Source organism: Rhodobacter sp. P2_H5 (assembly GCF_056403335.1).
This window is the reverse complement of the sequence record NZ_JBFUFS010000009.1, coordinates 78,603-99,535: the sequence shown is the minus strand read 5'-3', so window position 1 is coordinate 99,535 and position 20,933 is coordinate 78,603. Positions and strand designations below refer to the sequence as shown.

The window sequence follows — 20,933 nt, the reverse complement described above, 5'->3', positions numbered from 1 at the left end:
CGTCCTCAGTGGCTCAGTTTCTGGATCGCGGCTTGTGCCGCGCGGTAGCGGGCGTGACCGGCGTCGAAGGCGGCGGTCAGGCTGGTGTCGGGGTCGATGGTGCGGGCGATGGGGGGCATGGTGGCAATCTCTGCCCCGGCACCGGTGGCGGCCATCATGCCAAGGCGGGCAGCGCCGAGCGCGCCGCCAAAGTCGCCGGCGGCAGGCACCAGCACCGGGCAATCGAGAGCCGTGGCAATCGCCTGCAACCAATAGTCGGAACGTGAGCCGCCGCCGACGGCAAGCAGGGTTTCCAGCTTGGTCCCCGTGGCCGCCAAGGCATCGCGGCTGTCGCGGAAGGCGAAGGTGACGCCTTCCAGCACGGCGCGGGTGCCAGCGGCGCGGTCGGTCTGGTGTTCAAGGCCCAAGAGGGCGCCCCGGATGGCGCTGTCGTTCAAGGGCGTGCGCTCGCCGCCGAGATAGGGCAGGAACAAAGCCTTGCCCGGGGCTTGCAGGGGCCCGACCTCACCGGTCAGGGTGGCGGCATCCTGGCCGACCAGCTTGGCATACCAGTTCAGGGCATCGGTCGCGGCCAGGATCACGCCCATCTGGTGCCAGGTGTTGGGCAGGGCATGGCAGAAGGTGTGAACAGCCGTGGCCGGGTCGGGCTGATAGCCGTCATTGGCGGCAAAAAGCACGCCCGAGGTGCCGAGCGAGACGAAAGCCTGCCCGGCCTTGACCACACCGACGCCGACACCCGAGGCGGCATTGTCGCCGCCGCCGCCCGCCACGACCACGGTCTTGGGCAGGCCCCAGCGCCCGGCCAGTTCACCGCGCAGGGTGCCAGAGACTTCGGATCCCTCGACCAGCCGGGGCATCTGCCCGCGCGACAGGCCGGTGGCGGAAAGCAGATCCTCCGACCAGTCGCGCTTGCCGGTGTCGAGCCAGGCGGTGCCGGCGGCATCCGACATCTCGCCCACATGTTCCCCGGTCAGCCAGAGGCGGAGGTAATCTTTCGGCAAAAGGACCTTGGCCACCTTGTCCCAGATCGCCGGCTCATGCCGGCGCACCCAGACGAGTTTCGGCGCGGTAAAGCCCGGGAAGACGATATTGCCGGTCAGACGGCGGAACATCGGGTCGTCGTCCAGCTCCGCCGCCTCTTCATGGCTGCGGGTGTCGTTCCACAGGATGCAGGGACGCAGCACATCGTCGGCCGCATCCAGAAGGGTCGCGCCATGCATGTGGCCCGAAAGGCCGATGCCACGGACCGACCCCAGCCCGAAGGCCGACAGCTTGTCCATCACCGCCTCGGCGGCGGCGATCCAGCTGTCGGGGGCCTGCTCGCTCCAACCCTCATGCGGGCGCTGGACGGTCAGGGGGGCGGTGGCTTCCGCCAGCACCTTCTGATCGTCATTGATGAGAATGCCCTTGAGGCCCGAAGTGCCAAGGTCGAGTCCGATATACATCATGCAGCCTTTGCCGGTTTCTTGCCGAGGATGATCATCCCCAGAATGTCTTCGTCGGTCACCTCATCGACATTCACCGTGCCGACGAGCTGGCCATTCTTCATCACCGAGGCGCGGTCGCAGAGCTTCATGACGTTGTGGATGTCATGCTCGATCAGGAAAATCCCCAAGCCTTGCGCCTTCAGCTCTTCGATCAGGTCCGAGACCATCTGCGTCTCGTGCGGGCCGAGGGCGGCGGTCGGTTCGTCCATGATCAGGATCTTGGCGTTGAAATAGACCGCGCGGGCAATGGCGACCGACTGGCGCTGACCGCCCGACAGGGCCGAGACCGGCACGTTGAACTTGCGGAAGTTGGGGTTGAGACGCCCCATGATCTTGCGCGTCTCGGCCTCCATCGCGCTTTCATCGAGGAAACCGCGCGGCGTGACCAATTCCCGCCCGAGGAACAGGTTCGAGGCGGCGTCCAGATTGTCGGCAAGGGCGAGCGTCTGGTAGATCGTCTCGATGTTCTGGGCGCGGGCGTCGCGCGGGTTGTTGATCTCGACCTCCTGACCATTGATCAGGATCTTGCCGCTGTCGGCCTTGTAGGCGCCCGACAGGCATTTGATCAGGGTGGATTTGCCGGCGCCGTTGTGGCCCAGAAGGCCCACGACCTCGCCGGGGTGCAGGTCGATCGTGACGTGATCGACCGCCTTGATCCCGCCAAACGCGATCGAGATGTCGCGCATCTCGACCAGCGGGGTGCCTTTGACTGCTTGTGCCATGATCTGCCCCTTACTTGGTTTTGCTGCGGTAGATGTTGTCGACATAGACGGCCACGACGAGGACCGCGCCGACCACCATGCTCTGGATCGCGGTGTCAAAGCCGATCAGCACCATGCCGGTGCGCAAGCTCTCCATGACCAGGGCGCCGAGGATGGCGCCGTAGATCGTGCCGATGCCGCCGGCGAGCGAGGTGCCGCCGATGACCGCCGCCGCGATGACGTAAAGCTCGTCCGAAACACCCAGCGCGTTGGTGGCCGAGTTCAGGCGGGCCGAGGAGACGACCGCCGAAAGCCCGGTCAGCATCCCCATCAGCGCATAGATCCGCACCAGCATCCACTTGGTGTTGATCCCGGCCAGGGCCGCGGCTTCGGGGTTGCCGCCGATGGCAAAGACATAGCGGCCAAAGCGGGTGCGGGTCATGAGGAAGGTCATCGACAGCCCGACGAAGGCCAGAAGCAGCACCGGGATCGCATAACCGTGGCTGATGAACAGGCCTTCCGGCGGCACGGTGATGTTGTTGGCAGCGGCGTAGTTCTTCACGATGCCGACGGGCCAGGGGTAGGAGTTGACCAGAAGCGTCGCGCCCAGGATCAACCCGCAGCCGACCACGGCCATCAGCGTCTCGGCCCAGACCGGGCGCAGCGCGAACTGGTGCTTTTGCCGGTTGGCACGGCTCGACCGCATCATCAAGAGCACGCCGATACAGCCGACCACCCCGACCACCCAGCTGCCCCAGAAGCCGATGGCCCCATAGGGCCCGCCACCGAGCAGGGCGAAGTCCGCGTCGACCGGCGAGATCGTCTTGCCATTGGCAACAAGGAAGGCGGCGCCGCGGAAGAACATCAGCCCGCCGAGCGTGACGATGAAGGAGGGGATGCCGCGATAGGCGATCAGCCAGCCGTTGGCGGCACCGACCACAAGGCCCAAGAGCATCCCGACGATGACGGTGATCACCCAGATCAGCGGATGGCCAAGGCCCAGGTACTGCGGCAGGATATTGACCTGCAGCACGCCCATGATCATCGCGGTGAAGCCGAGGACCGAGCCGACCGACAGATCGATGTTGCGGGTGACGATGATCAGCACCATCCCGGTCGCCATGATCCCGATCGAGGAGGTCTGGACCGACAGGTTCCACAGGTTGCGCGGCGTCAGGAACGAGCCGCCGTCGCGGAAGATCACGCCGTAAAAGTGAAAGCCCAGCCAGATCACCAGAAGCGCCCCGGCCATGCCGAGCAGGCGGGTGTCGATCTCGGTGGCTTTCAGAAAGCGCTGGAACGGGTGGGCATGGGTATCGCTGGCACCCAGCGGGGTGGTCGGTCGGGTATGATCGCTCATGCGCTCATCCTCCTTATGGTCGGACCATTGAAACGAAGCGGTTTTGAGGTGGCAGGGCACGGAATTGCACCGCGGCGTCCTGCGTCGGCTGTCCTCCGGATCCCAAACCCGGAACAGCCCTGGAAAAGGCAGACCGGCGCCACCCGAAGATGGCGCCGGAGATCAGGCGAAAGCCTTACTTGCAGGCGGCCACGTCGGGCATCGCACCTTCGCAGGCCTCGGCCTTGGTGATGTAGCCCGCGTCGATGGCCAGGTTCAGCGTGTCCTTGGTCAGCGCGGTCGGCGTCAGCAGGATCGCGTTCATCTCGACCTTCTTCGGGCCGTCCGAGAACTTGGTCACGCCAGCGATCTTGTCCATCGTGGTGCCTTCACCCAGGGCAGCGGCGATCTCGCCAGCGGCCTTGCCAAGCGCACGGCTGTCTTTCCAGACCGAAACGGTCTGGGTGCCACGCGCCACGCGGTTGATGGCGGCCTTGTCGCCGTCCTGACCGCCCAGCGGAACCGTCAGGCCCTGGGCTGCGAGTGCTGCAGCAGCGCCACCGGCCATGCCGTCGTTCTCAGCCAGAACCGCATCGACCTTGTTGTCGTTGGCGGTCAGGATCTGCTCCATGTTCTTCTGGGCATTCTCCGGCTTCCAGCCGTCCGAGAACGACTCACCGACGATCTTGATCGTGCCGGCCTTCACGGCATCGCCGATGACCGACATCATGCCTTGCAGCAGGAAGCCGGCGTTCGGGTCGCCCGCGTCGCCCTTGATGATGGCATAGTTGCCCTCAGGCTTGGCCTTCATCACTTCGGTGGCGATGATCTTGCCGACGCCGATGTTGTCGAAGGTCAGATAGAAGGTGCGGTTGTCTTCGATCAGGCGGTCGTAGCCGATGACCGGGATGCCTTCAGCGGCGGCCTTTTCGATGGCCGGCCCGATGGCGTCCTTGTCCCAGGCGTTGATGACCAGAACATTGGCGCCCTGCGAAATCAGCGCGTCCACGTCATTCAGCTGCTTTTCCGACGAGGACTGTGCGTCAGCGGAAATGTAGGTGTCGCCGGCAGCTTCAATGGCGGCCTTGATGGCGGCTTCGTCGATCTTCCAGCGCTCTTCCTGGAACGAGGCCCAGGAAACGCCGATCTTCTTGCCACCGGCGTAAGCTGCGGTGGAAAGGCTCGTTGCGGCCAGAAGTGCGACCAAAAGTACTTTACGCATGTAAATCCTCCCATGGATGCGGCCAGCGTATGGCCGTCCCCGCAGATTCGCCGGGACTGAGCGGAAATTGCCGCGAATAAATTCAGTTGTCAAAATAAAATTGATGGGCCAATCTGGCCATGGCACGATTTCGGGCGAAATCGTTGCTGCATCGCGGCAATTATGGCAGGAAAGGTGACCGAAAGCGCTGGCTTTCGTTCGGATTGTGAATAAATGCGCAGGCCTGAGACCGGATCACCAGAGGAAGAGCTGCGGCAGGGCTGCGGTCCGCTCATTGCGGCCTGGTCCGAACAGATGCGCCCGCTGCGGCAGCAGATTTTCGACCGCGTGCGCGCCTCGGGGCTGATTGCGCGGGTGCAGCTGGCCAAGGACATCGGGGTCAGCCCGGCCACGGTGACCACGATCACCTCGGAGCTGATCGAGGCGGGCATGATCGAAGAGGTGGCCGCCCCGCGCGACAGCGACAGCGGCCGCGGCCGCCCGGCAGTGGCCCTGGGCGTGCGCGGGGCGGCGCATCATGTCGTGGGCATGAAGCTGTCGGACCGCGAACATACCGCCGTGGTGGTGGATTTTGCCGGCAACATGCTGGCCGATGACGTGATCGCGCGTGAGCCGGGGCCCGCCAGCCTGCCCGAGATGCTGGACGCGATCGAGCATCTCCTCGACCGGGTCTGCGCCAAGGCGGGGATCGGGCGGGCGTCGCTGTCCGGCCTCGGCGTCGGTGTGCCCGGCTTCATCGACCATGCCGAGGGGATGGTGCACTGGTCCTCCACCCTGATTGAGCGCGCGGTGCCGCTGGCCGCCGCGGCCCAGGCGCGCACCGGCCTGCCGGTCTTCATCGACAATGACGCCAATATGGTGGCCCTGGCGGAACTTTGGTTCGGCGCCGGCCGCAGCCTGCCCGATTTCGCCGTGGTGACGATCGAGCACGGCGTCGGCATGGGTTTCGTGATGAACCACCGGATCTATCGCGGCGCGCAGCGCCTCGGGCTGGAACTCGGCCACACCAAGGTGCAGCTCGACGGCGCGCTGTGCCGCTGCGGCCAGCGCGGCTGCCTCGAGGCCTATGTCGCCGACTACGCCTTGGCGCGCGAGGCGATGACGGCCCTGAACCTGAACCACCAGCAAAGCCCCTCGGTGCCGATCCTCCTCGAAAGCCTGTACCAGCATGCCAAGGCCGGCAATGCCACGGCACGCTCGATCTTCCGTCGGGCCGGGCGCTATCTGGCGCTGGGGCTGGCCAATGTGGTCAACCTGTTCGACCCGGCGCTGATCATCCTGTCGGGCGAGCGGATGAAATACGACTACCTCTATGCCGCCGAAACCCTGGCCGAGATGCGCGATCTGGTGATCAACTCCGGCCGCCCGCAGCCGCCGATCGAGATCCACGCCTGGGGTGATCTGCTCTGGGCCCATGGCGCGGCGGCGCTGGCCCTGTCGGCGGTGAGTGAACGCGCCCTGTCCGGTCAACGCGATATCGCGGCGCAATAAGGCAAGATGGGCAAATTGCCCATCCTACCGTTGACCGCAAGCGCAAGGCCTGCCTGTAGGATGGGCAATCTGCCCATCTTCCAGAGTCAGACCACCTGATAGCCCGCCGCCGCCATGACGCGGTGCAGCTCCTTGTTGCCTTTGGTCGACCATTCCAGCGGCGGGGCCTTTTTCGGGTCCTGCTCGGCCTCGACCACGAACCAGCCTTCGTAGCCATAGGAGGCCAGCCGCTTCACGATCGCCTCGAAATCCAGCGAGCCATCGCCGGGCACGGTGAAGGCGCCCTTGACCACGGCGTCGAGGAAGCTTTCCTTGGTCCGGTCCAGCTTGTTGATCACCTCCATCCGGACGTCCTTGGTATGGACATGGGTGATCCGCGCATGGTGGTTGTCGATGGCGCGCAGGCAGTCGCCGCCGGCAAAGGCCAGATGGCCCGCGTCAAACAGCAGGGGAATCCCCACGCCGGAGTGCTTCATGAAAAGGTCCAGTTCCGGCTCGGTCTCGATCACCGCGGCCATGTGGTGGTGGTAGGACAAGGGCATGCCCTGTTCGGCGCACCATTCGCCGAATTTGGTCATGTTGCGGGCATAGGTCCTGATCTGCTCTTCATCGAGCTTCGGCTTGGTCGAAAGCGGCTTGGAGCGGTCGCCCTGCACCGAGCGCGCCACTTCACCATAGACAATGCAAGGCGCCTTGGCGGCAATGAACAGATCCATCTGGGCGCGGATGCGGTCCTTGTTCTCTTCCAGATCGCCCTCGAGCACGGTGCCCGAGAACCAGCCACCGCAGACCGAGATGCCGTATTTGGCAAGGATCGGCCCTAGCTCGTTGATATTCATCGGAAACCGTCGTCCCGTCTCCATCCCCGTATAGCCCGCGACCGAGGCCTGGCGCAGGCATTCTTCGAGGCTCACATCATCGGAGAGTTCGACCAGATCGTCATTCCACCAGCAGATCGGGGAAATCCCCAGTTTGGCTTTCAGCATCGCATCACCTTCGGGTTTGGCTTTGCCCTTGGGGTAGCGAAAAGGGCGATTCTGAGCAAGGGGATTGGAATAAAAATTCCAAAACTGGCGAAAATCGTCTCAAACATGTCAGGGCAGCGGAATGGCGGGGGGCGGATCGCCGGGGGCTTGCATCGGCGGGGGAGGGACCTATGCTCGGCAATCCCACCTTCAGGAGACCACCATGACCGCACCGCTTCGCCCGATTGCCCAGATCATTGCCAGTGAAATCGGGGCGGCGCCGGGGCAGGTGCAGGCGGCGGTGGAGCTTCTGGACGGAGGGGCCACCGTGCCTTTCATCGCGCGCTACCGCAAGGAAGTGACCGGAGGGCTGGATGACACGCAGCTGCGTATGCTGGCGGAAAGACTGGTTTATCTGCGCGAGCTGCAGGCGCGGCGCGAGGCGATTGCATCGTCGATCACCGAGCAGGGCAAGATGACCGATGCGCTGGCCAAGGCGATTGCAGGCTCGGTCACCAAGGCCGAGCTTGAGGATCTGTACCTGCCCTACAAGCCCAAGCGCCGCACCAAGGCGATGATCGCGCGGGAACTGGGGTTGCAAGGCCTGTTTGATGCGATTGTGGCGGACCATGGCGCGGACCCTGCGGTTCTGGCTGTGGCTTACGTCAAGGAAGGCGTGGCCGATGTGAAGGCGGCGCTGGAAGGCGCGCGGGATATTCTGGCCGAGGGGCTGTCGGAGGATGCGGCTTTGCTCGGGCGGTTGCGCAGTCATATGAAACAGGTGGCGCGGCTGGTCTCCAAAGGGGTGGCGGGGAAAGAGGCCGAGGGGGCCAAATTCTCGGATTACTTCGCGCATTCCGAGGCTTGGGCGAGCGCACCCTCGCACCGGGTTCTGGCCATGCTGCGCGGCCAGAACGAAGGCTTCCTGTCCCTGGATATCGAGGTCGACCCCGACGCGCCCAAGGGCGAAAGCCCGAGTGAGCGGGCTTGTGGAGCTGCGGCCGGGGCCTCTGGCCGGGGTCCGGGCGATGCCTGGCTGCGCGAAGCTGCTGCCTGGGCCTGGCGGATCAAGCTGCGCACGTCTTTGACGCTCGACCTGATGAGCGAGATGCGCGAGCGGGCCGAGGCCGAGGCGATAAGGGTTTTTGCGCGGAATTTGAAGGATTTGCTGCTGGCGGCTCCTGCGGGCGGGAAAGCTACGATGGGTCTTGATCCCGGCATCCGGACCGGGGTGAAGGTAGCGGTGGTCGATGCGACGGGCAAGGTTCTGGCGACCGACACAGTCTACCCCTTCCAGCCTAAGAATGAGTTAAGAGCGGCGCAGGTTTCCTTGGCACGCCTGATCGGCGCGCATGGGGTGCGGCTGATCTCGATCGGCAATGGCACCGCGAGCCGCGAGACCGAGAAGCTGGTGGCTGACATGCTGGCGGTTCTGCCGGGTGAAAAGCCGACCAAGGTGATCGTCAGCGAGGCGGGAGCCTCGGTCTATTCGGCGTCGGAGCTGGCGGCCAAGGAATTTCCCGATCTCGATGTCAGTTTGCGCGGGGCCGTCAGCATTGCGCGACGCTTGCAGGACCCGCTGGCGGAACTGGTGAAGATCGAGCCCAAGGCGATTGGTGTTGGCCAATATCAACATGATGTGGACCAAAGCCGCCTGGGGCGCAGCCTTGGTGAGGTGGTGGAAGATGCCGTGAACGCGGTGGGGGTGGATCTCAACACCGCTTCGGCGCCCTTGCTGGCGCGGGTCTCGGGTCTGGGGGCGGGGCTCGCCGGGGCGATCGTGGCGCACCGCGATGCCAACGGGCCGTTCAAAAGCCGCAAGGACTTGCTGAAAGTGGCGCGTCTGGGGCCCAAGGCCTACGAACAGGCGGCGGGATTCCTGCGCATCCAGGGCGGGGCGGAGCCGCTGGATGCCTCGAGCGTCCACCCGGAAGCCTATGATGTGGCGAGGAAAATCGTCGCGGCCTGCGGACGCGACATCCGCGCCATCATGGGCGACAGCGCGGCCTTGGGCAGGCTCGATCCGCGGCAATTCGTCGATGCGCGCTTTGGCCTGCCCACCGTCAAGGACATCCTCGCCGAACTTGAAAAGCCCGGCCGCGACCCGCGGCCCGAGTTCCGCACCGCGACCTTTGCCGAAGGCGTCAATGAGATCAAGGACTTGAAGCCCGGGATGCTGTTGGAAGGCACGGTCACCAATGTGGCGGCCTTTGGCGCCTTCGTCGATATCGGGGTGCATCAGGATGGTCTCGTCCATGTCAGCCAGTTGGCGGACAAATTCGTGAAAGACCCGCATGAGGTGGTGAAAGCCGGCGATGTGGTGCAGGTGCGCGTGGTCGAGGTGGATGCGGCGCGCAAGCGCATCGCCTTGACAATGAAGAAGGATTCCGGCGAGGCGCGCGAGCAGCTGCGCGAACGGGGTGCGCCGCCGCCCAAGGGCAAGCCCGGCCCGATGCAGGCGGCGCCGAAAGCGGCGCCCGCGACAGGTGGGGCTTTTGCCGATGCGCTGCGGGGCAAGTTCAACAACCGGTGAGGGCTGTCTTGCTGGCGTCTTTCTTCTGTCTTCCTTCCGTCTCTACGCAGCGAGAGACGGAAGGTTGCTATGTCTTTGCGTCCAATCGAGCCAAGGTCGCATGAATTGCGGCAATTGGACTCATCACATACCGCGACAGCACTATTGTTTCTTGTTCTTGGACCAAGTCGCCGCCGATCTGGCTACGCAGTTCAAGGGTAAATCGGCCTGGGGACCCTTCACGTAGTCCAGCGATCGCATAAGTGCACCGACGATCTCGCCTGCGCGAACTGTCGAGTTGTCATGTGGTCCGTACTCTTGGTCCAGCCTGGCTTGGATGAGGGGGTCGACGTTGGCCATGGCGGCCAATCCGGCTTCGGTGGCGTCCAGCGCCGCGCGCCTTCCTTCCGATGAGAAGATGATTTCGATCAAAGCATGGCCAAGATCGTCCTCAGGTTTAAAGGCACGATCTTCTTTGAAGGGCAGTCCAATTTCTTCGATAAGGATCTTCAGCGCAAAGGCTTCCGGGGTCGATAGAGCGCAGGCGTTGGCGTACATTCTTGACCGCTTTTCCACGGTCAGCATCTTTATGTGTTCAGCGGTGACGATCTTCTTAGACATTGCGGACACCTGCAGCTTGGATCTGTCTGTAAGTGGTTGCGCGGGAAAACAGGTTCCCCTTGGCGACGCGCGCGCCCTTTGCGTCCGGGATCCAACCTTTCTCGGCCATGATCTCTTTGATCCAACGCCCAACCTGCTGTTTTTGGGTGTCGTCTAGAGTGCCAACGCGTCTTTGGATCTCGGCGCCGACAGCTTGTGCCGGTGTGAGGCCATGTTTGGCCAAGCAGACCATTTCGATCTGCCAGTCGCGGTGGTTCAGGATCTCGCCTACGGCTAGGCCATTTGGTGATGCTTTAAAATCGTCAAGAGATGCCATGTGCTCCACTCCTCGAACAAGAGGGCATCATACCCCCGTGTTCAAGAATATAGATGCCGCACGGACTCCTTTCAAGGGGCCATGTGCATGTCAGAAGTCACTTCTGCGAACCACCCACCGTCAGCCCGCCGATCATCAGCGTCGGCTGACCCACGCCGACCGGCACCCATTGTCCGGACTTGCCGCAATTGCCGATACCGGGATCGAGCTTCAGGTCGTTGCCGATGGCGCGGATATGCTTCAGCGCCGTGGCGCCGTCGCCGATCAGGGTGGCGCCCTTGACCGGTGCGCCGACGACGCCATTCTTCACCCGGTAGGCCTCGGTGCAGGAGAAGACGAACTTGCCGTTGGTGATATCGACCTGACCGCCGCCGAAGCCCACGGCATAGATCCCGTCCTTCAGGCTCGCCACGATGCTGTCGGGGCTGTCATTGCCTGCCAGCATATAGGTGTTGGTCATCCGCGGCATCGGGATATGGGCATAGCTTTCGCGCCGCCCGTTGCCGGTGGCGGCTACCCCCATCAGCCGGGCGTTCTGGCGGTCCTGCATGTAACCCACCAGCACGCCATCCTCGATCAGCACATTCTTCTGCGAGGGCGTGCCCTCGTCATCGACCGAGATCGAGCCACGCCGGTCGGGGATCGTGCCATCATCCAGCACCGTGACACCTTTGGCCGCGATCTGCTGGCCCATCAGGCCGGCGAAGGCCGAGGTCTGCTTGCGGTTGAAATCGCCCTCCAGCCCGTGGCCGATTGCCTCGTGCAGCAGGATGCCGGGCCAGCCCGGCCCGAGGACGACGTCCATCATGCCCGCGGGCGCCGGTTCGGCGTGCAGGTTGACCAGGGCGATCCGCAGGGCCTCGCGGATCTGGGCCTGCCAGTAGGCCGGCTCCAGAAGCTGGGCCAGACCGTGGCGCCCGCCGCCGCCGGTGCCGCCCTGTTCGCGCCGACCTGCCTCTTCGACCACGACCGAGACATTCATCCGCGCCATCGGGCGGATGTCGGACAGGCGCAGGCCTTCCGGGCGCAGGATCTCGACCTCCTGCAAGCCCGCCGCCAGCGTGGCCGAGACCTGGATCACCCGCGGGTCCAAAGCGCGGGCATAGGCGTCGATCTCTTTCAGGATGTCGATCTTGGCGGCAAAGACCGCGTCGGCCATCGGGTCGGCATCGCTGTAAAGCTTGACATTGGTGCCCTTGGGCGGCGGTGCCAGCACCCCGCCGCCATCGCCCACCGCCAGCCGCGTAGTCTCGGACGCGCGTTTCATGGCGCTTTCGGAGATTTCGGTGGCATGGGCATAGCCTGCGACCTCGCCCCGCACCGCGCGCAGGCCGAAGCCTTCGGAAGCGTCATAGCTCGCGGTCTTGATCCGGCGGTCGTCCAGCACGATGGCTTCCGAGCGGCGGCGTTCCAGAAACAGCTCGCCATCATCGGCGCCTGCCGTCGCATCGCGCAGAATGCGCAGGGCTGCGGCTTCGTCGAGGTGGGTCTCAAACGGGCGGAAAGGGGCGTCGGTCATGTCCGGGGGGCTTTCGATAGGGTTATGCAAACCTAGGCGCTGGCGGGCCAGGCTGCAAGGCGGGGGTTTTCACTTCGCCGAGCGGGGTGCCTCGGGGAGGGCTCACTTCACGGTGCGGGCGATGAACTGCGCCTCGCGTTGCCAGACATCGCGGGCAAAGATGATCTCGTGGCCGCGGCCGGGCAGGGGCACAAAGGTCTTGGGCTCCACCGCCGCGGCGAAGAGCCTCGCACCGGATGCATAAGGGACGACATCATCCGCGGTGCCGTGCTGGATGAAGAGGGGGGCGTGAATGGCCGCCACATGGTCGACTGACAGGAACTGGTCCTTCATCAAGAGGGCCACCGGAAGATAGGGAAAGCGCCCCTGCGCCACCTCCAGCGTCGAGGCATAGGGCGCGTCCAGCACCACGGCCCCGACCGATCCGGGCGGCAATTGGGCCGCGAGCTGCACCGCCACCCCGGTGCCGAGGGATTCGCCCACCAGCACGATCCGCCCCGGTGCTGTGCGCGCGGCGAGCCAGTCATAGGCGGTGCGGGCATCGGTGATCAGGCCCTTCTCGCTGATCTTTCCGCCGCTGCCGCCAAAGCCGCGATAGGACAGGAAGGCCGCGCCAAACCCGCGCGACTGGTAATAGGCCAGCCTGCCGGCGCGGTCGGCGATCGTGCCGGCATTGCCTTGAAAGAACAGAAGGCTCGGTTTGCCCGGGGCAGGGGCCGCGTACCACAGGACCAGCGGCACCCCGTCCGGCGCCGTCAGCCGCTCCACCGCGACGTGGCGCAGACCGACGCTGGCGGGGGAGGGGTTTTCATGGCCCGGCTGATACTGGATCTGCCTTTGGCAGGCATAAAGCCCGGCCAGCGAAAAGATGTAGAACAGCAGGATCATCCGCACCAGGCGGCGCAGAATTCGGCGCGCAAACCACATCACAAATACGGAGGCCAGGGGAAATTCCTTTCGGGGGGCTTGAAACCCGTGCGAAGACAGCATCTTCCCGCGCGGTTTCTCTTGTCGTAGCCCCTCTAATATGGTTTCAGAGGACGCAGAAACAACGGGATTCTGCCTGTCTTGCAGGCACGTCCGAAAAGGCGGCGGGACAGCCGCGCATGGAACGGGAATTGAACATGAGTCTTCTCACCCCCCTTCGCGGTCTTTCGTCTCTGGCGCTGGCTGCAGGTCTGGCCTCTGTGACGACCCTGACGCTGGCCGGTGCGGCCGCGGCTGAGGCTCTGCAGGAAATCGGCGTGCCGCATCCGGAAGGCATCGGCTTCCAGCCCGCCTCGACCCCCGTCGCGGTCGAAGCCCAGGCGCTGGAAGGCATGATCATGTGGATCATCGGCGCGATCACGATCTTCGTCTGCGCGCTGCTGCTTTACGTCATCCTGCGCTTCAATTCCAAATCCAACCCGACCCCGGCCAAGTTCACCCACAACACCCCGATCGAAGTGGCATGGACGCTGATCCCGGTGCTGGTTCTGGTCTTCATCGGCTCCTTCTCGCTGCCGGCGCTGTTCGACCAGATGGAAATTCCGAAGTCCGACCTGACCATCAAGGTCACCGGCAACCAGTGGTACTGGAACTACGCCTATCCGGAAGCCAACGTGACCTTCGACTCCGTCAAGCTGGAGAAGGATGAACTGGAAGCCGCCGGCTACAAGCCCTCGGACTACCTCTTGGCCGTCGACAACGCGCTGGTCGTGCCGGTCAACAAGGTCGTCAAGGTCGAGATGACCGGCGCCGACGTGATCCACGCCTGGGCCGTGCCGGCCTTCGCCGTCATGCACTCTGCCGTGCCGGGCCGTCTGGGCGAGACCTGGTTCAAGGCGACGCAGGAAGGCATCTACTTTGGCCAGTGCACCACGCTCTGCGGTCAGGGCCATGCCTATATGCCGATCGAAGTGAAGGTCGTGAGCCAGGAGGCTTATGACAAGTGGCTCGAAGGCGCCAAGGGCGGCAACTACCAGCTGGCCTCGAACTGAGGCTCTGGACCATGACGTTGGCGAGAGGCCCCCTTCTGACGAGAGATCGTCGTGCGGGGGCCTTCGTTCTTGCAGGCTCTGAGGTGAACGCATGACCGATATCCAGTCTTTTGGCGAACAGGCGGCCGGTGACCGGGTGGAAGCGGGCGCCGCAGAGCCGGGCTTTTCCGACTTCGTGCAGCTTCTGAAGCCGCGCGTGATGTCGCTGGTCGTCTTCACCGCCCTGGTGGGGATGATCGTCGCCCCGACCCATCTGCCGCCGGTGTCGGCCTTCACCGCGATCCTGTTCATCGCGCTTGGCGCTGGCGCTTCGGGCGCTTTGAACATGTGGTGGGACGCCGATATCGACGTGGTGATGAAGCGCACCTCCAAGCGCCCGATTCCGATGGGCCGCATCCAGCCGGGCGAGGCTTTGGGGCTGGGCGTGACCCTTTCTGTCGCTTCGGTCATCATGCTGTGGCTGGCGACCAATGCCGTCGCGGCCGGGCTCCTGGCCTTCACCATCTTCTTTTATGTCGTCGTCTACTCGATGTGGCTGAAACGTTCGACGCCGCAGAACATCGTGATCGGTGGCGCGGCAGGGGCCTTCCCGCCGATGATCGGCTGGGCGGCGGCGACGGGGTCGGTCTCGCTGGAAGCTTGTCTCATGTTCATGCTGATCTTCATGTGGACCCCGCCGCACTTCTGGGCCCTGGCCCTGTTCATGAAGGAAGATTACGCCAGCGCCGGGGTACCGATGCTGACCGTGACCCATGGCCGCAAGGCCACGCGCCGGCATATCATGGTCTATACGATCCTGCTCGCACCCTTCGCGCTGGCGCTGGGCTTCACCTCGATCGGCGGGCCGGTGTATCTGGCGACGGCGGTTCTGCTGAACCTTGGTTTCCTTTACGGTGCCTGGGCGATCCTGCGCCGGGATGAGGATGTGGCCGCGGCGGACAAGTACAAGGTCGAAAAGCAGGTCTTCACCTTCTCGCTGCTCTACCTCTTCCTGCATTTCGTCGCACTTTTCGCCGAGGCCGTCCTGCATGGTCTGGGACTGGGAGCCTGGTGATGTCCTTCAAACCTGACCATGAACTGCATGGCCGCCGCCTGTCGCGCAATGTCGGCGTCGGCGTGGCGCTGGCGGCCTTCGTGATCCTCTCCTTCTTCCTGACGGTCGAGAAGGTGACGCATGGCGACCCGATGCATGCCATTCAGGGCAAGGGCGCTGTCAACCCCGATGGCACGCCGATCGTGCCCTCGACCACGCCGGTGCAGGATCTGAACTGATGGCCGGGATGACGCCCCAGAAGCGGACCGCAGCCTGGCTGGCGCTGGTGGCGCTGGTTATGGTCAGCCTGTCCTTCGTGGCCGTGCCCTTCTATTCCTGGTTCTGCAAGACCACCGGTTTTGGCGGCACGACCTCGGTCGCCAAGCACGCCCCGGCCGAGCCGCTGGAGCAGACGGTGAAAGTGCGTTTCGACGCGTCGAAAGACCGCGACATGCCCTGGACCTTCAAGCCGCTGCAAACCTCGATGACCCTGCGGATCGGCGAGACCGGGCTGGCCTTTTACGAGGCCTCCAACCCGACCGATCATGCCGTGGCCGGGCAGGCCAGCTACAATGTCACGCCGGATGCGGCGGGTGGCTATTTCACCAAGATCGCCTGCTTCTGTTTCACCGCGCAGATCCTGAAGCCCGGCGAGACGGTGCAGATGCCGGTGACCTTCTACGTCGACCCCGCCATCGTGAAGGACCGCGAGGGCAAATATGTCAACGAGATCACGCTGTCTTACACTTTCCACCAAATACCGCTGGATGTGGCAGAGGCGGCTCTTGCCCCTGACGCCTCCAAGCCCGTAAACTGAACCAGAAGAAACGAGGGAGCCCAAGCGATGGCAGACCACGCCCACGCCAAGAACCACGACTACCACATTCTGCCGCCGTCGATCTGGCCCTTTGCGGGCGCCTTCTCGGCCTTCGTCATGCTGTTCGGCATGGTGATCTGGATGAACCACGGCTCGACGACCCGGGGCACGCCCTTCATCGGGCTGATCGGCCTGCTGGGGGTCTTGTACACCATGTATGGCTGGTGGTCCGCCGTGATCCACGAGGCCAATACCGGCGACCATACCCCGGTTGTCCGTATCGGCCTGCGCTATGGCTTCATCATGTTCATCATGTCGGAAGTCATGTTCTTTGCCGCCTGGTTCTGGACCTTCTTCAAGCACCGCATGTATCCGATGGTCCCGACCGTCGACGCGAGCGGCGCCACGGTCTGGCCGCAGTCGCCGATCGTCGATGGCGTCTGGCCGCCGGCCGGGATCGAGATGTTCGACCCCTGGCACCTGCCGATCATCAACACGCTGATCCTGCTCTGCTCAGGCGCGGCGGCCACTTGGGCGCACCATGCGCTGGTCCATGACAACAACAACCGCCGCGACATGAAACAGGGCCTGATCCTGGCCGTGATCCTCGGCGTGCTGTTCACCTTCTTCCAGGCTTACGAATATGCCCATGCCGGCTTCGGCTTCGCCGGCAACATCTATGGCGCCTCGTTCTTCATGGCGACCGGCTTCCATGGCGCCCACGTCATCATCGGCTCGATCTTCCTCCTGATCTGCCTGATCCGCACCTATCAGGGCGACTTCACCCCCGAGGCCCATATCGGCTTTGAGGCGGCGGCCTGGTACTGGCACTTCGTGGACGTGGTCTGGCTGTTCCTCTTTGCTGCCGTCTATGTCTGGGGCGCTGGCTGACCCAAGGGCGGTCTGCCTGAACGCGCCGGGAGGGTTTCACACCCTCCCGGACCCTCCCGTGGGATATTTGGGGACCAATGAAGGGGGGCGCGGTTTCGGGCGCCCCCCTTTGCTTTGGAGAAGATGATGCGGCGGATGATCGGACCATTGCTCGTGGGTGTGATCGGGGTGTTGATCCTGATCTCGCTCGGCATCTGGCAGCTGGAGCGGCTGAAGTGGAAAGAGGCCAAGATCGCGGCGATTGATGCGATGCTGGTGCAGGCGCCGGTGCCCCTGGCCCCCGTGGTGACGATGGAGGCCGACCGCTACCGGGGCGTCACCCTGTCCGGGCGCTATACCGGCGAGGCGGCCTTCAAGCTCGACAGCCTGACCGACCGCGGCCCGGGCAAACGGGTGATCGCGGTCTTTGCGACGCCGGACGGGCGGCGCGTGCTGGTGGATCGCGGCATCTGGCTTGATGGCACGATCGCCACGCCGGGGGCGGCGCATGAGGCGGTAGTGGCGGGCAACCTCGACTGGCCGCAGGAGGCCGACAGCTACACCCCGCCGCCCGATGCCAAGACCGGCCTCTGGTTCGCGCGGGATGTCACGGCGATGGCGGCCTCGCTGCGGACTGAGCCCACACTTATTGTCGCGCGTGAGCCGACGGGTGACGGGATCATACCGGTGCCTCTGGACACTTCCGCTATTCCCAATGACCACTGGCAATATGCGATGACATGGTTTTCCCTGGCCTGTGTCTGGTTCGTGATGACAGTCTTTCTGTTGTGGCGTATCAGACAGCAAAGTTCGAAGGCGGCATGATGCGATATATCTCTACCCGGGGGACCGCTCCGGTCCTGAATTTCGGCGAAGCGATGATGACGGGGCTGGCGCGGGACGGAGGGCTTTATGTGCCCCAGTCGGTGCCGGTGTTCTCCAAGGCGGCCTTTGCGGCGCTGGCGGGACGGCCTTATGAGGAAATCGCCTTTGCCGTGATGAAGCCCTTCATGGGCAACACCTTCAGCGATGACGAGTTTCGCGGGCTGATCGCCAAGGCCTATGCCGGCTTCGGCCATCCGGCGCGCGCACCCCTGAAGCAGCTGGCGCCGAACCATTTTCTGCTGGAGCTGTTCCACGGCCCGACGCTGGCCTTCAAGGACTTCGCCATGCAGCTCATCGGGCAGATGATGCAGGCGGCGCTGGCCCGCACCGGCGAGCGGATCACCATCGTGGGCGCGACGAGCGGCGATACCGGCTCGGCCGCGATCGAGGCCTTCCGGGGGCTGGCCAATGTCGATGTCTTCATCCTGTTCCCGCACGGGCGTGTCAGCGAAGTGCAGCGGCGCCAGATGACGACACCGAGCGAATCCAATGTCCATGCCCTGGCGATGGATGGCGATTTTGACGATTGCCAGGCCCGCGTGAAGGACATGTTCAACGACTTCGACTTCCGCGAGGATGTGCGGCTGGCCGGCGTGAACAGCATCAACTGGGCGCGGGTTCTGGCGCAGGTGGTCTATTACGTCTCTTCGGCCCTGTCGCTCGGCGCGCCGGAGCGGTCGGTGAGCTTCACCGTGCCGACCGGCAATTTCGGCGACATCTTCGCGGGCTATATCGCGCGCTCCATGGGCCTGCCGATCAAGCAACTGGTGATCGCCACCAACCAGAACGACATCCTCGACCGCGCCCTGCGCTCGGGCATCTATGAGACGAACGGGGTGAAACCCTCGATCTCGCCTTCGATGGATATTCAGGTCTCGTCCAACTTCGAACGCGCCCTCTTTGATGCCTATGGCCGCGACGGGGCGGCGGTGGCAGCCCTGATGGAAGAGCTGAAGCTGGGCGGTTTCCGCATCAGCCAGGGCGCCTTGCAGATGCTGCGCGCCACCTTCGCCTCGGGCCGTTGTTCCGAGGCCGAGACGGCTGCCACGATCAAATGGACCCATGCCGCAACGGGCGAGCTTTTGTGCCCTCACGGCGCGGTCGGCGTGAAGGTGGCCGAGGAACATCTGGGCGCCGCCCCGATGATCACCCTTGCCACCGCCCATCCCGCCAAGTTCCCTGATGCGGTCGAGGCGGCTTCGGGCATCCGTCCGGCCCTGCCGCCGCGGATGGCCGATCTGTTCCAGAAACCGGAGCGGGTCACACGGGTGCCCAACGACCTTGGCGCGCTGCAATCTCTGGTCCGCGAAAGGATCGCCCTGTGACTCAACGCCTGACGACGCTGGACAATGGCCTGAGGATCGTGACCGAGGATATGCCGGGGCTGAAATCCGCCTCGGCGGGGATCTGGGTCATGGCGGGCGGCAGGCATGAGCGGCCCGAACAGAACGGCATCGCGCATTTTCTGGAGCACATGGCCTTCAAGGGCACCGAGCGGCGCACCTCCTTGCAGATTGCCGAAGAGATCGAGGATGTGGGCGGCTATATCAACGCCTATACCTCGCGCGAGATGACGGCCTATTACGCCCGGGTTCTGCAGAACGACGTCGGGCTGGCGCTGGATGTGATCGGCGATATCGTCTTGAACCCGGTCTTTCACGAGGCCGATATCGAGACCGAGCGCCATGTGATCCTGCAGGAAATCGGCCAGGCGCTGGATACGCCCGATGACATCGTCTTCGACTGGCTGCAGGAGGCCTCCTATCCCGGGCAAAGCTTTGGCCGCACCATCCTCGGGCCGGAGGAGCGGGTCAGCGCCTTTGGCCGCAAGGATCTGCAGGGCTTCGTGGCCGAGCGTTATGCGCCGGGCCAGATGATCCTGTCGGCTGCGGGGGCGGTGGACCATGACGCGATCGTGGCGCAGGCGCGCGCCATGTTCGGCGGCATCGCGGCCCGCTCTGAACTGGGCTTTGAAGCCGCCCGTTTTGCCGGGACCGAACGGCGCGAGGTCAAGGATCTGGAGCAGGTGCATTTCGCCCTGGCTTTGGATGCCCCGGGCTATCGCCACCCGGATGTCCACACCGCCCAGGTCTATGCCACCGCGATGGGCGGCGGCATGTCGAGCCGGCTGTTCCAGAAGATCCGGGAAGAACGCGGCCTCTGCTATTCGATCTTCGCCCAGGCCGGCGCTTACGAGGATGCCGGCCAGATGACGATCTATGCCGGCACCTCGGCGGATGAGATCGGCGACCTTGCGGCGCTGACCATCGACGAGATGAAGCGCGCCGCCGAGGATATGTCGGATGCCGAGGTGGCCCGCGCCCGCGCCCAGATCAAGGCGGGCATGCTGATGGGGCTGGAAAGCCCCTCGTCGCGCGCCGAACGCATCGCGCGGCTTCTGGCGATTTACGGCAGGGTGCCGGATGTGGATGAGGTCGTGGCCAAGATCGACGCGGTGACCACCGCCGATGTGCGCCGCTTTGGCGAGGGTCTGCTGCAGGCCGGCACCGCCCTGGCGCTCTATGGCCCGGTCGAGGCCGCGCCCGGGTTGGAGGCCTTGCAGGAAAGGCTGCGCGCCTGATGTTCGGCCTGCACAAGAAGCCAAGGATCGAGACCGAGCGGATGACGCTGCGCCTGCCGGCGCATCAGGATTACCGGCAATGGGCGGCGCTGCGTTCGATCTCCAATGACCACCTGTTGCAATGGGAGCCGGTGCGCGCCCCCGACCATCTGACCCGCAAGGCGTTTACCAACCGGGTCTATTGGGCCGGACGGGCCGAAGTGCAGGGCACCGCACTGGCGCTGATGCTGATCCGGCGCAGCGACAACCTGCTGATCGGGGCGATCACGCTGGACAATATCCGCCGCGGCCCGGTGCAGGCGGGGACGCTCGGCTACTGGATCGGCGCGCCCTTTGCCCGTCAGGGCTATATGCGCGAGGCGATCCAGGCGCTGGTCCACCACGCCTTCCAGGTCATGGACCTGAGCCGGATCGAGGCCGCCTGCCTGCCGGAAAACGCCCCCTCGCGCGGGGTGCTGGAAAAGACCGGCTTCAAATACGAGGGCGTGGCGCAAAGCTACCTGCAGATCAACGGACGCTGGCGCAACCATGTGCTTTACTCCAACCTGCGGCATGACCGGCGCGGCAAGACCGAGACGGGTTGAGGATATCGGCT

General features: G+C 64.4%; 20 protein-coding genes. 11 read left to right on the top strand and 9 right to left on the bottom strand.

The window, feature by feature from the left end; all coding sequences use genetic code 11:
• Positions 1 to 5 precede the first annotated feature (5 nt).
• The 4 genes from xylB to AC1DVR_RS13900 form a co-directional block, all read right to left on the bottom strand.
• A complete protein-coding gene (gene xylB, locus AC1DVR_RS13915) occupies positions 6 to 1,445 on the bottom strand; it encodes a xylulokinase (RefSeq protein ID WP_478001263.1) in 1,440 nt (479 codons plus the stop codon).
• A complete protein-coding gene (locus AC1DVR_RS13910) occupies positions 1,445 to 2,209 on the bottom strand; it encodes an ATP-binding cassette domain-containing protein (protein WP_478001183.1) in 765 nt (254 codons plus the stop codon). The genes xylB and AC1DVR_RS13910 overlap by 1 nt, the downstream gene beginning before the upstream one ends.
• A gap of 10 nt (positions 2,210 to 2,219) precedes the next feature.
• Positions 2,220 to 3,548 (bottom strand): sugar ABC transporter permease, encoded by a 1,329-nt coding sequence (locus AC1DVR_RS13905; RefSeq protein WP_478001182.1) that lies wholly within the window; start codon positions 3,546 to 3,548, stop codon positions 2,220 to 2,222.
• Between the two features lie 175 nt (positions 3,549 to 3,723).
• Complete coding sequence (locus AC1DVR_RS13900) at positions 3,724 to 4,749, bottom strand: substrate-binding domain-containing protein (protein WP_478001181.1); 1,026 nt, start codon at positions 4,747 to 4,749, stop codon at positions 3,724 to 3,726.
• Positions 4,750 to 4,962: 213 nt separating this feature from the next.
• On the opposite strand from AC1DVR_RS13900, the gene AC1DVR_RS13895 reads away from it, so the two are divergent.
• On the top strand, positions 4,963 to 6,240 hold the full coding sequence (locus AC1DVR_RS13895) for an ROK family protein (RefSeq protein WP_478001180.1): 1,278 nt from the start codon (positions 4,963 to 4,965) through the stop codon (positions 6,238 to 6,240).
• An 86-nt stretch (positions 6,241 to 6,326) separates the two neighbouring features.
• Here AC1DVR_RS13895 and iolE read toward each other — a convergent pair whose 3' ends face one another.
• Positions 6,327 to 7,226, bottom strand: coding sequence for a myo-inosose-2 dehydratase (iolE, locus tag AC1DVR_RS13890; RefSeq protein WP_478001179.1), 900 nt, complete (start codon positions 7,224 to 7,226; stop codon positions 6,327 to 6,329).
• 202 nt (positions 7,227 to 7,428) lie between these two features.
• Between iolE and AC1DVR_RS13885 the strand changes: the two genes are divergently transcribed.
• A complete protein-coding gene (locus tag AC1DVR_RS13885) occupies positions 7,429 to 9,738 on the top strand; it encodes a Tex family protein (protein WP_478001178.1) in 2,310 nt (769 codons plus the stop codon).
• Between the two features lie 141 nt (positions 9,739 to 9,879).
• On the opposite strand, the gene AC1DVR_RS13880 is transcribed toward AC1DVR_RS13885, so the two are convergent.
• The 4 genes from AC1DVR_RS13880 to AC1DVR_RS13865 all read right to left on the bottom strand — a co-directional run bounded on the left by AC1DVR_RS13880 (position 9,880) and on the right by AC1DVR_RS13865 (position 13,100).
• Complete coding sequence (locus tag AC1DVR_RS13880) at positions 9,880 to 10,338, bottom strand: hypothetical protein (RefSeq protein ID WP_478001177.1); 459 nt, start codon at positions 10,336 to 10,338, stop codon at positions 9,880 to 9,882.
• Complete coding sequence (locus AC1DVR_RS13875) at positions 10,331 to 10,654, bottom strand: hypothetical protein (protein WP_478001176.1); 324 nt, start codon at positions 10,652 to 10,654, stop codon at positions 10,331 to 10,333. Before AC1DVR_RS13875 ends, AC1DVR_RS13880 begins: the two co-directional genes overlap by 8 nt.
• Before the next feature lie 97 nt (positions 10,655 to 10,751).
• Positions 10,752 to 12,173 carry a metalloprotease TldD gene (gene tldD, locus AC1DVR_RS13870; RefSeq protein ID WP_478001175.1) on the bottom strand — a complete coding sequence of 474 codons (1,422 nt, stop codon included), beginning with the start codon at positions 12,171 to 12,173 and terminating at the stop codon, positions 10,752 to 10,754.
• 102 nt (positions 12,174 to 12,275) lie between these two features.
• Complete coding sequence (locus tag AC1DVR_RS13865) at positions 12,276 to 13,100, bottom strand: alpha/beta hydrolase (protein WP_478001174.1); 825 nt, start codon at positions 13,098 to 13,100, stop codon at positions 12,276 to 12,278.
• Between the two features lie 197 nt (positions 13,101 to 13,297).
• Here AC1DVR_RS13865 and coxB point away from each other — a divergent pair, with 197 nt between their 5' ends.
• The 9 genes from coxB to AC1DVR_RS13820 all read left to right on the top strand — a co-directional run bounded on the left by coxB (position 13,298) and on the right by AC1DVR_RS13820 (position 20,922).
• Positions 13,298 to 14,152, top strand: coding sequence for a cytochrome c oxidase subunit II (gene coxB / locus AC1DVR_RS13860; RefSeq protein ID WP_478001173.1), 855 nt, complete (start codon positions 13,298 to 13,300; stop codon positions 14,150 to 14,152).
• 91 nt (positions 14,153 to 14,243) lie between these two features.
• Positions 14,244 to 15,206: a heme o synthase gene (cyoE, locus tag AC1DVR_RS13855; RefSeq protein ID WP_478001172.1), complete on the top strand. Its 963-nt coding sequence runs from the start codon at positions 14,244 to 14,246 to the stop codon at positions 15,204 to 15,206.
• Positions 15,206 to 15,424, top strand: a complete 219-nt coding sequence (locus AC1DVR_RS13850; protein ID WP_478001171.1) for a hypothetical protein — start codon at positions 15,206 to 15,208, stop codon at positions 15,422 to 15,424. Before cyoE ends, AC1DVR_RS13850 begins: the two co-directional genes overlap by 1 nt.
• Positions 15,424 to 16,002 carry a cytochrome c oxidase assembly protein gene (locus tag AC1DVR_RS13845; protein WP_478001170.1) on the top strand — a complete coding sequence of 193 codons (579 nt, stop codon included), beginning with the start codon at positions 15,424 to 15,426 and terminating at the stop codon, positions 16,000 to 16,002. The genes AC1DVR_RS13850 and AC1DVR_RS13845 overlap by 1 nt, the downstream gene beginning before the upstream one ends.
• A 27-nt stretch (positions 16,003 to 16,029) precedes the next feature.
• On the top strand, positions 16,030 to 16,893 hold the full coding sequence (locus tag AC1DVR_RS13840; protein ID WP_478001169.1) for a cytochrome c oxidase subunit 3: 864 nt from the start codon (positions 16,030 to 16,032) through the stop codon (positions 16,891 to 16,893).
• A gap of 135 nt (positions 16,894 to 17,028) precedes the next feature.
• Positions 17,029 to 17,697: an SURF1 family protein gene (locus tag AC1DVR_RS13835; protein WP_478001168.1), complete on the top strand. Its 669-nt coding sequence runs from the start codon at positions 17,029 to 17,031 to the stop codon at positions 17,695 to 17,697.
• A complete protein-coding gene (thrC, locus tag AC1DVR_RS13830; protein ID WP_478001167.1) occupies positions 17,697 to 19,082 on the top strand; it encodes a threonine synthase in 1,386 nt (461 codons plus the stop codon). The genes AC1DVR_RS13835 and thrC overlap by 1 nt, the downstream gene beginning before the upstream one ends.
• Complete coding sequence (locus tag AC1DVR_RS13825; RefSeq protein ID WP_478001166.1) at positions 19,079 to 20,338, top strand: M16 family metallopeptidase; 1,260 nt, start codon at positions 19,079 to 19,081, stop codon at positions 20,336 to 20,338. The genes thrC and AC1DVR_RS13825 overlap by 4 nt, the downstream gene beginning before the upstream one ends.
• A complete protein-coding gene (locus tag AC1DVR_RS13820; RefSeq protein WP_478001165.1) occupies positions 20,338 to 20,922 on the top strand; it encodes a GNAT family N-acetyltransferase in 585 nt (194 codons plus the stop codon). Before AC1DVR_RS13825 ends, AC1DVR_RS13820 begins: the two co-directional genes overlap by 1 nt.
• The last annotated feature ends 11 nt before the right edge of the window (positions 20,923 to 20,933 follow it).

Excerpts from the sequence above, each read along its gene's own strand:
- xylB (WP_478001263.1), bottom strand. The coding sequence starts at position 1,445 with ATGTATATCGGACTCGACCTTGGCACTTCGGGCCTCAAGGGCATTCTC.
- AC1DVR_RS13910 (WP_478001183.1), bottom strand. The coding sequence starts at position 2,209 with ATGGCACAAGCAGTCAAAGGCACCCCGCTGGTCGAGATGCGCGACATC.
- AC1DVR_RS13905 (WP_478001182.1), bottom strand. The coding sequence starts at position 3,548 with ATGAGCGATCATACCCGACCGACCACCCCGCTGGGTGCCAGCGATACC.
- AC1DVR_RS13900 (WP_478001181.1), bottom strand. The coding sequence starts at position 4,749 with ATGCGTAAAGTACTTTTGGTCGCACTTCTGGCCGCAACGAGCCTTTCC.
- AC1DVR_RS13895 (WP_478001180.1), top strand. The coding sequence starts at position 4,963 with ATGCGCAGGCCTGAGACCGGATCACCAGAGGAAGAGCTGCGGCAGGGC.
- iolE (WP_478001179.1), bottom strand. The coding sequence starts at position 7,226 with ATGCTGAAAGCCAAACTGGGGATTTCCCCGATCTGCTGGTGGAATGAC.
- AC1DVR_RS13885 (WP_478001178.1), top strand. The coding sequence starts at position 7,429 with ATGACCGCACCGCTTCGCCCGATTGCCCAGATCATTGCCAGTGAAATC.
- AC1DVR_RS13880 (WP_478001177.1), bottom strand. The coding sequence starts at position 10,338 with ATGTCTAAGAAGATCGTCACCGCTGAACACATAAAGATGCTGACCGTG.
- AC1DVR_RS13875 (WP_478001176.1), bottom strand. The coding sequence starts at position 10,654 with ATGGCATCTCTTGACGATTTTAAAGCATCACCAAATGGCCTAGCCGTA.
- tldD (WP_478001175.1), bottom strand. The coding sequence starts at position 12,173 with ATGACCGACGCCCCTTTCCGCCCGTTTGAGACCCACCTCGACGAAGCC.
- AC1DVR_RS13865 (WP_478001174.1), bottom strand. The coding sequence starts at position 13,100 with ATGTGGTTTGCGCGCCGAATTCTGCGCCGCCTGGTGCGGATGATCCTG.
- coxB (WP_478001173.1), top strand. The coding sequence starts at position 13,298 with ATGAGTCTTCTCACCCCCCTTCGCGGTCTTTCGTCTCTGGCGCTGGCT.
- cyoE (WP_478001172.1), top strand. The coding sequence starts at position 14,244 with ATGACCGATATCCAGTCTTTTGGCGAACAGGCGGCCGGTGACCGGGTG.
- AC1DVR_RS13850 (WP_478001171.1), top strand. The coding sequence starts at position 15,206 with ATGTCCTTCAAACCTGACCATGAACTGCATGGCCGCCGCCTGTCGCGC.
- AC1DVR_RS13845 (WP_478001170.1), top strand. The coding sequence starts at position 15,424 with ATGGCCGGGATGACGCCCCAGAAGCGGACCGCAGCCTGGCTGGCGCTG.
- AC1DVR_RS13840 (WP_478001169.1), top strand. The coding sequence starts at position 16,030 with ATGGCAGACCACGCCCACGCCAAGAACCACGACTACCACATTCTGCCG.
- AC1DVR_RS13835 (WP_478001168.1), top strand. The coding sequence starts at position 17,029 with ATGATCGGACCATTGCTCGTGGGTGTGATCGGGGTGTTGATCCTGATC.
- thrC (WP_478001167.1), top strand. The coding sequence starts at position 17,697 with ATGCGATATATCTCTACCCGGGGGACCGCTCCGGTCCTGAATTTCGGC.
- AC1DVR_RS13820 (WP_478001165.1), top strand. The coding sequence starts at position 20,338 with ATGTTCGGCCTGCACAAGAAGCCAAGGATCGAGACCGAGCGGATGACG.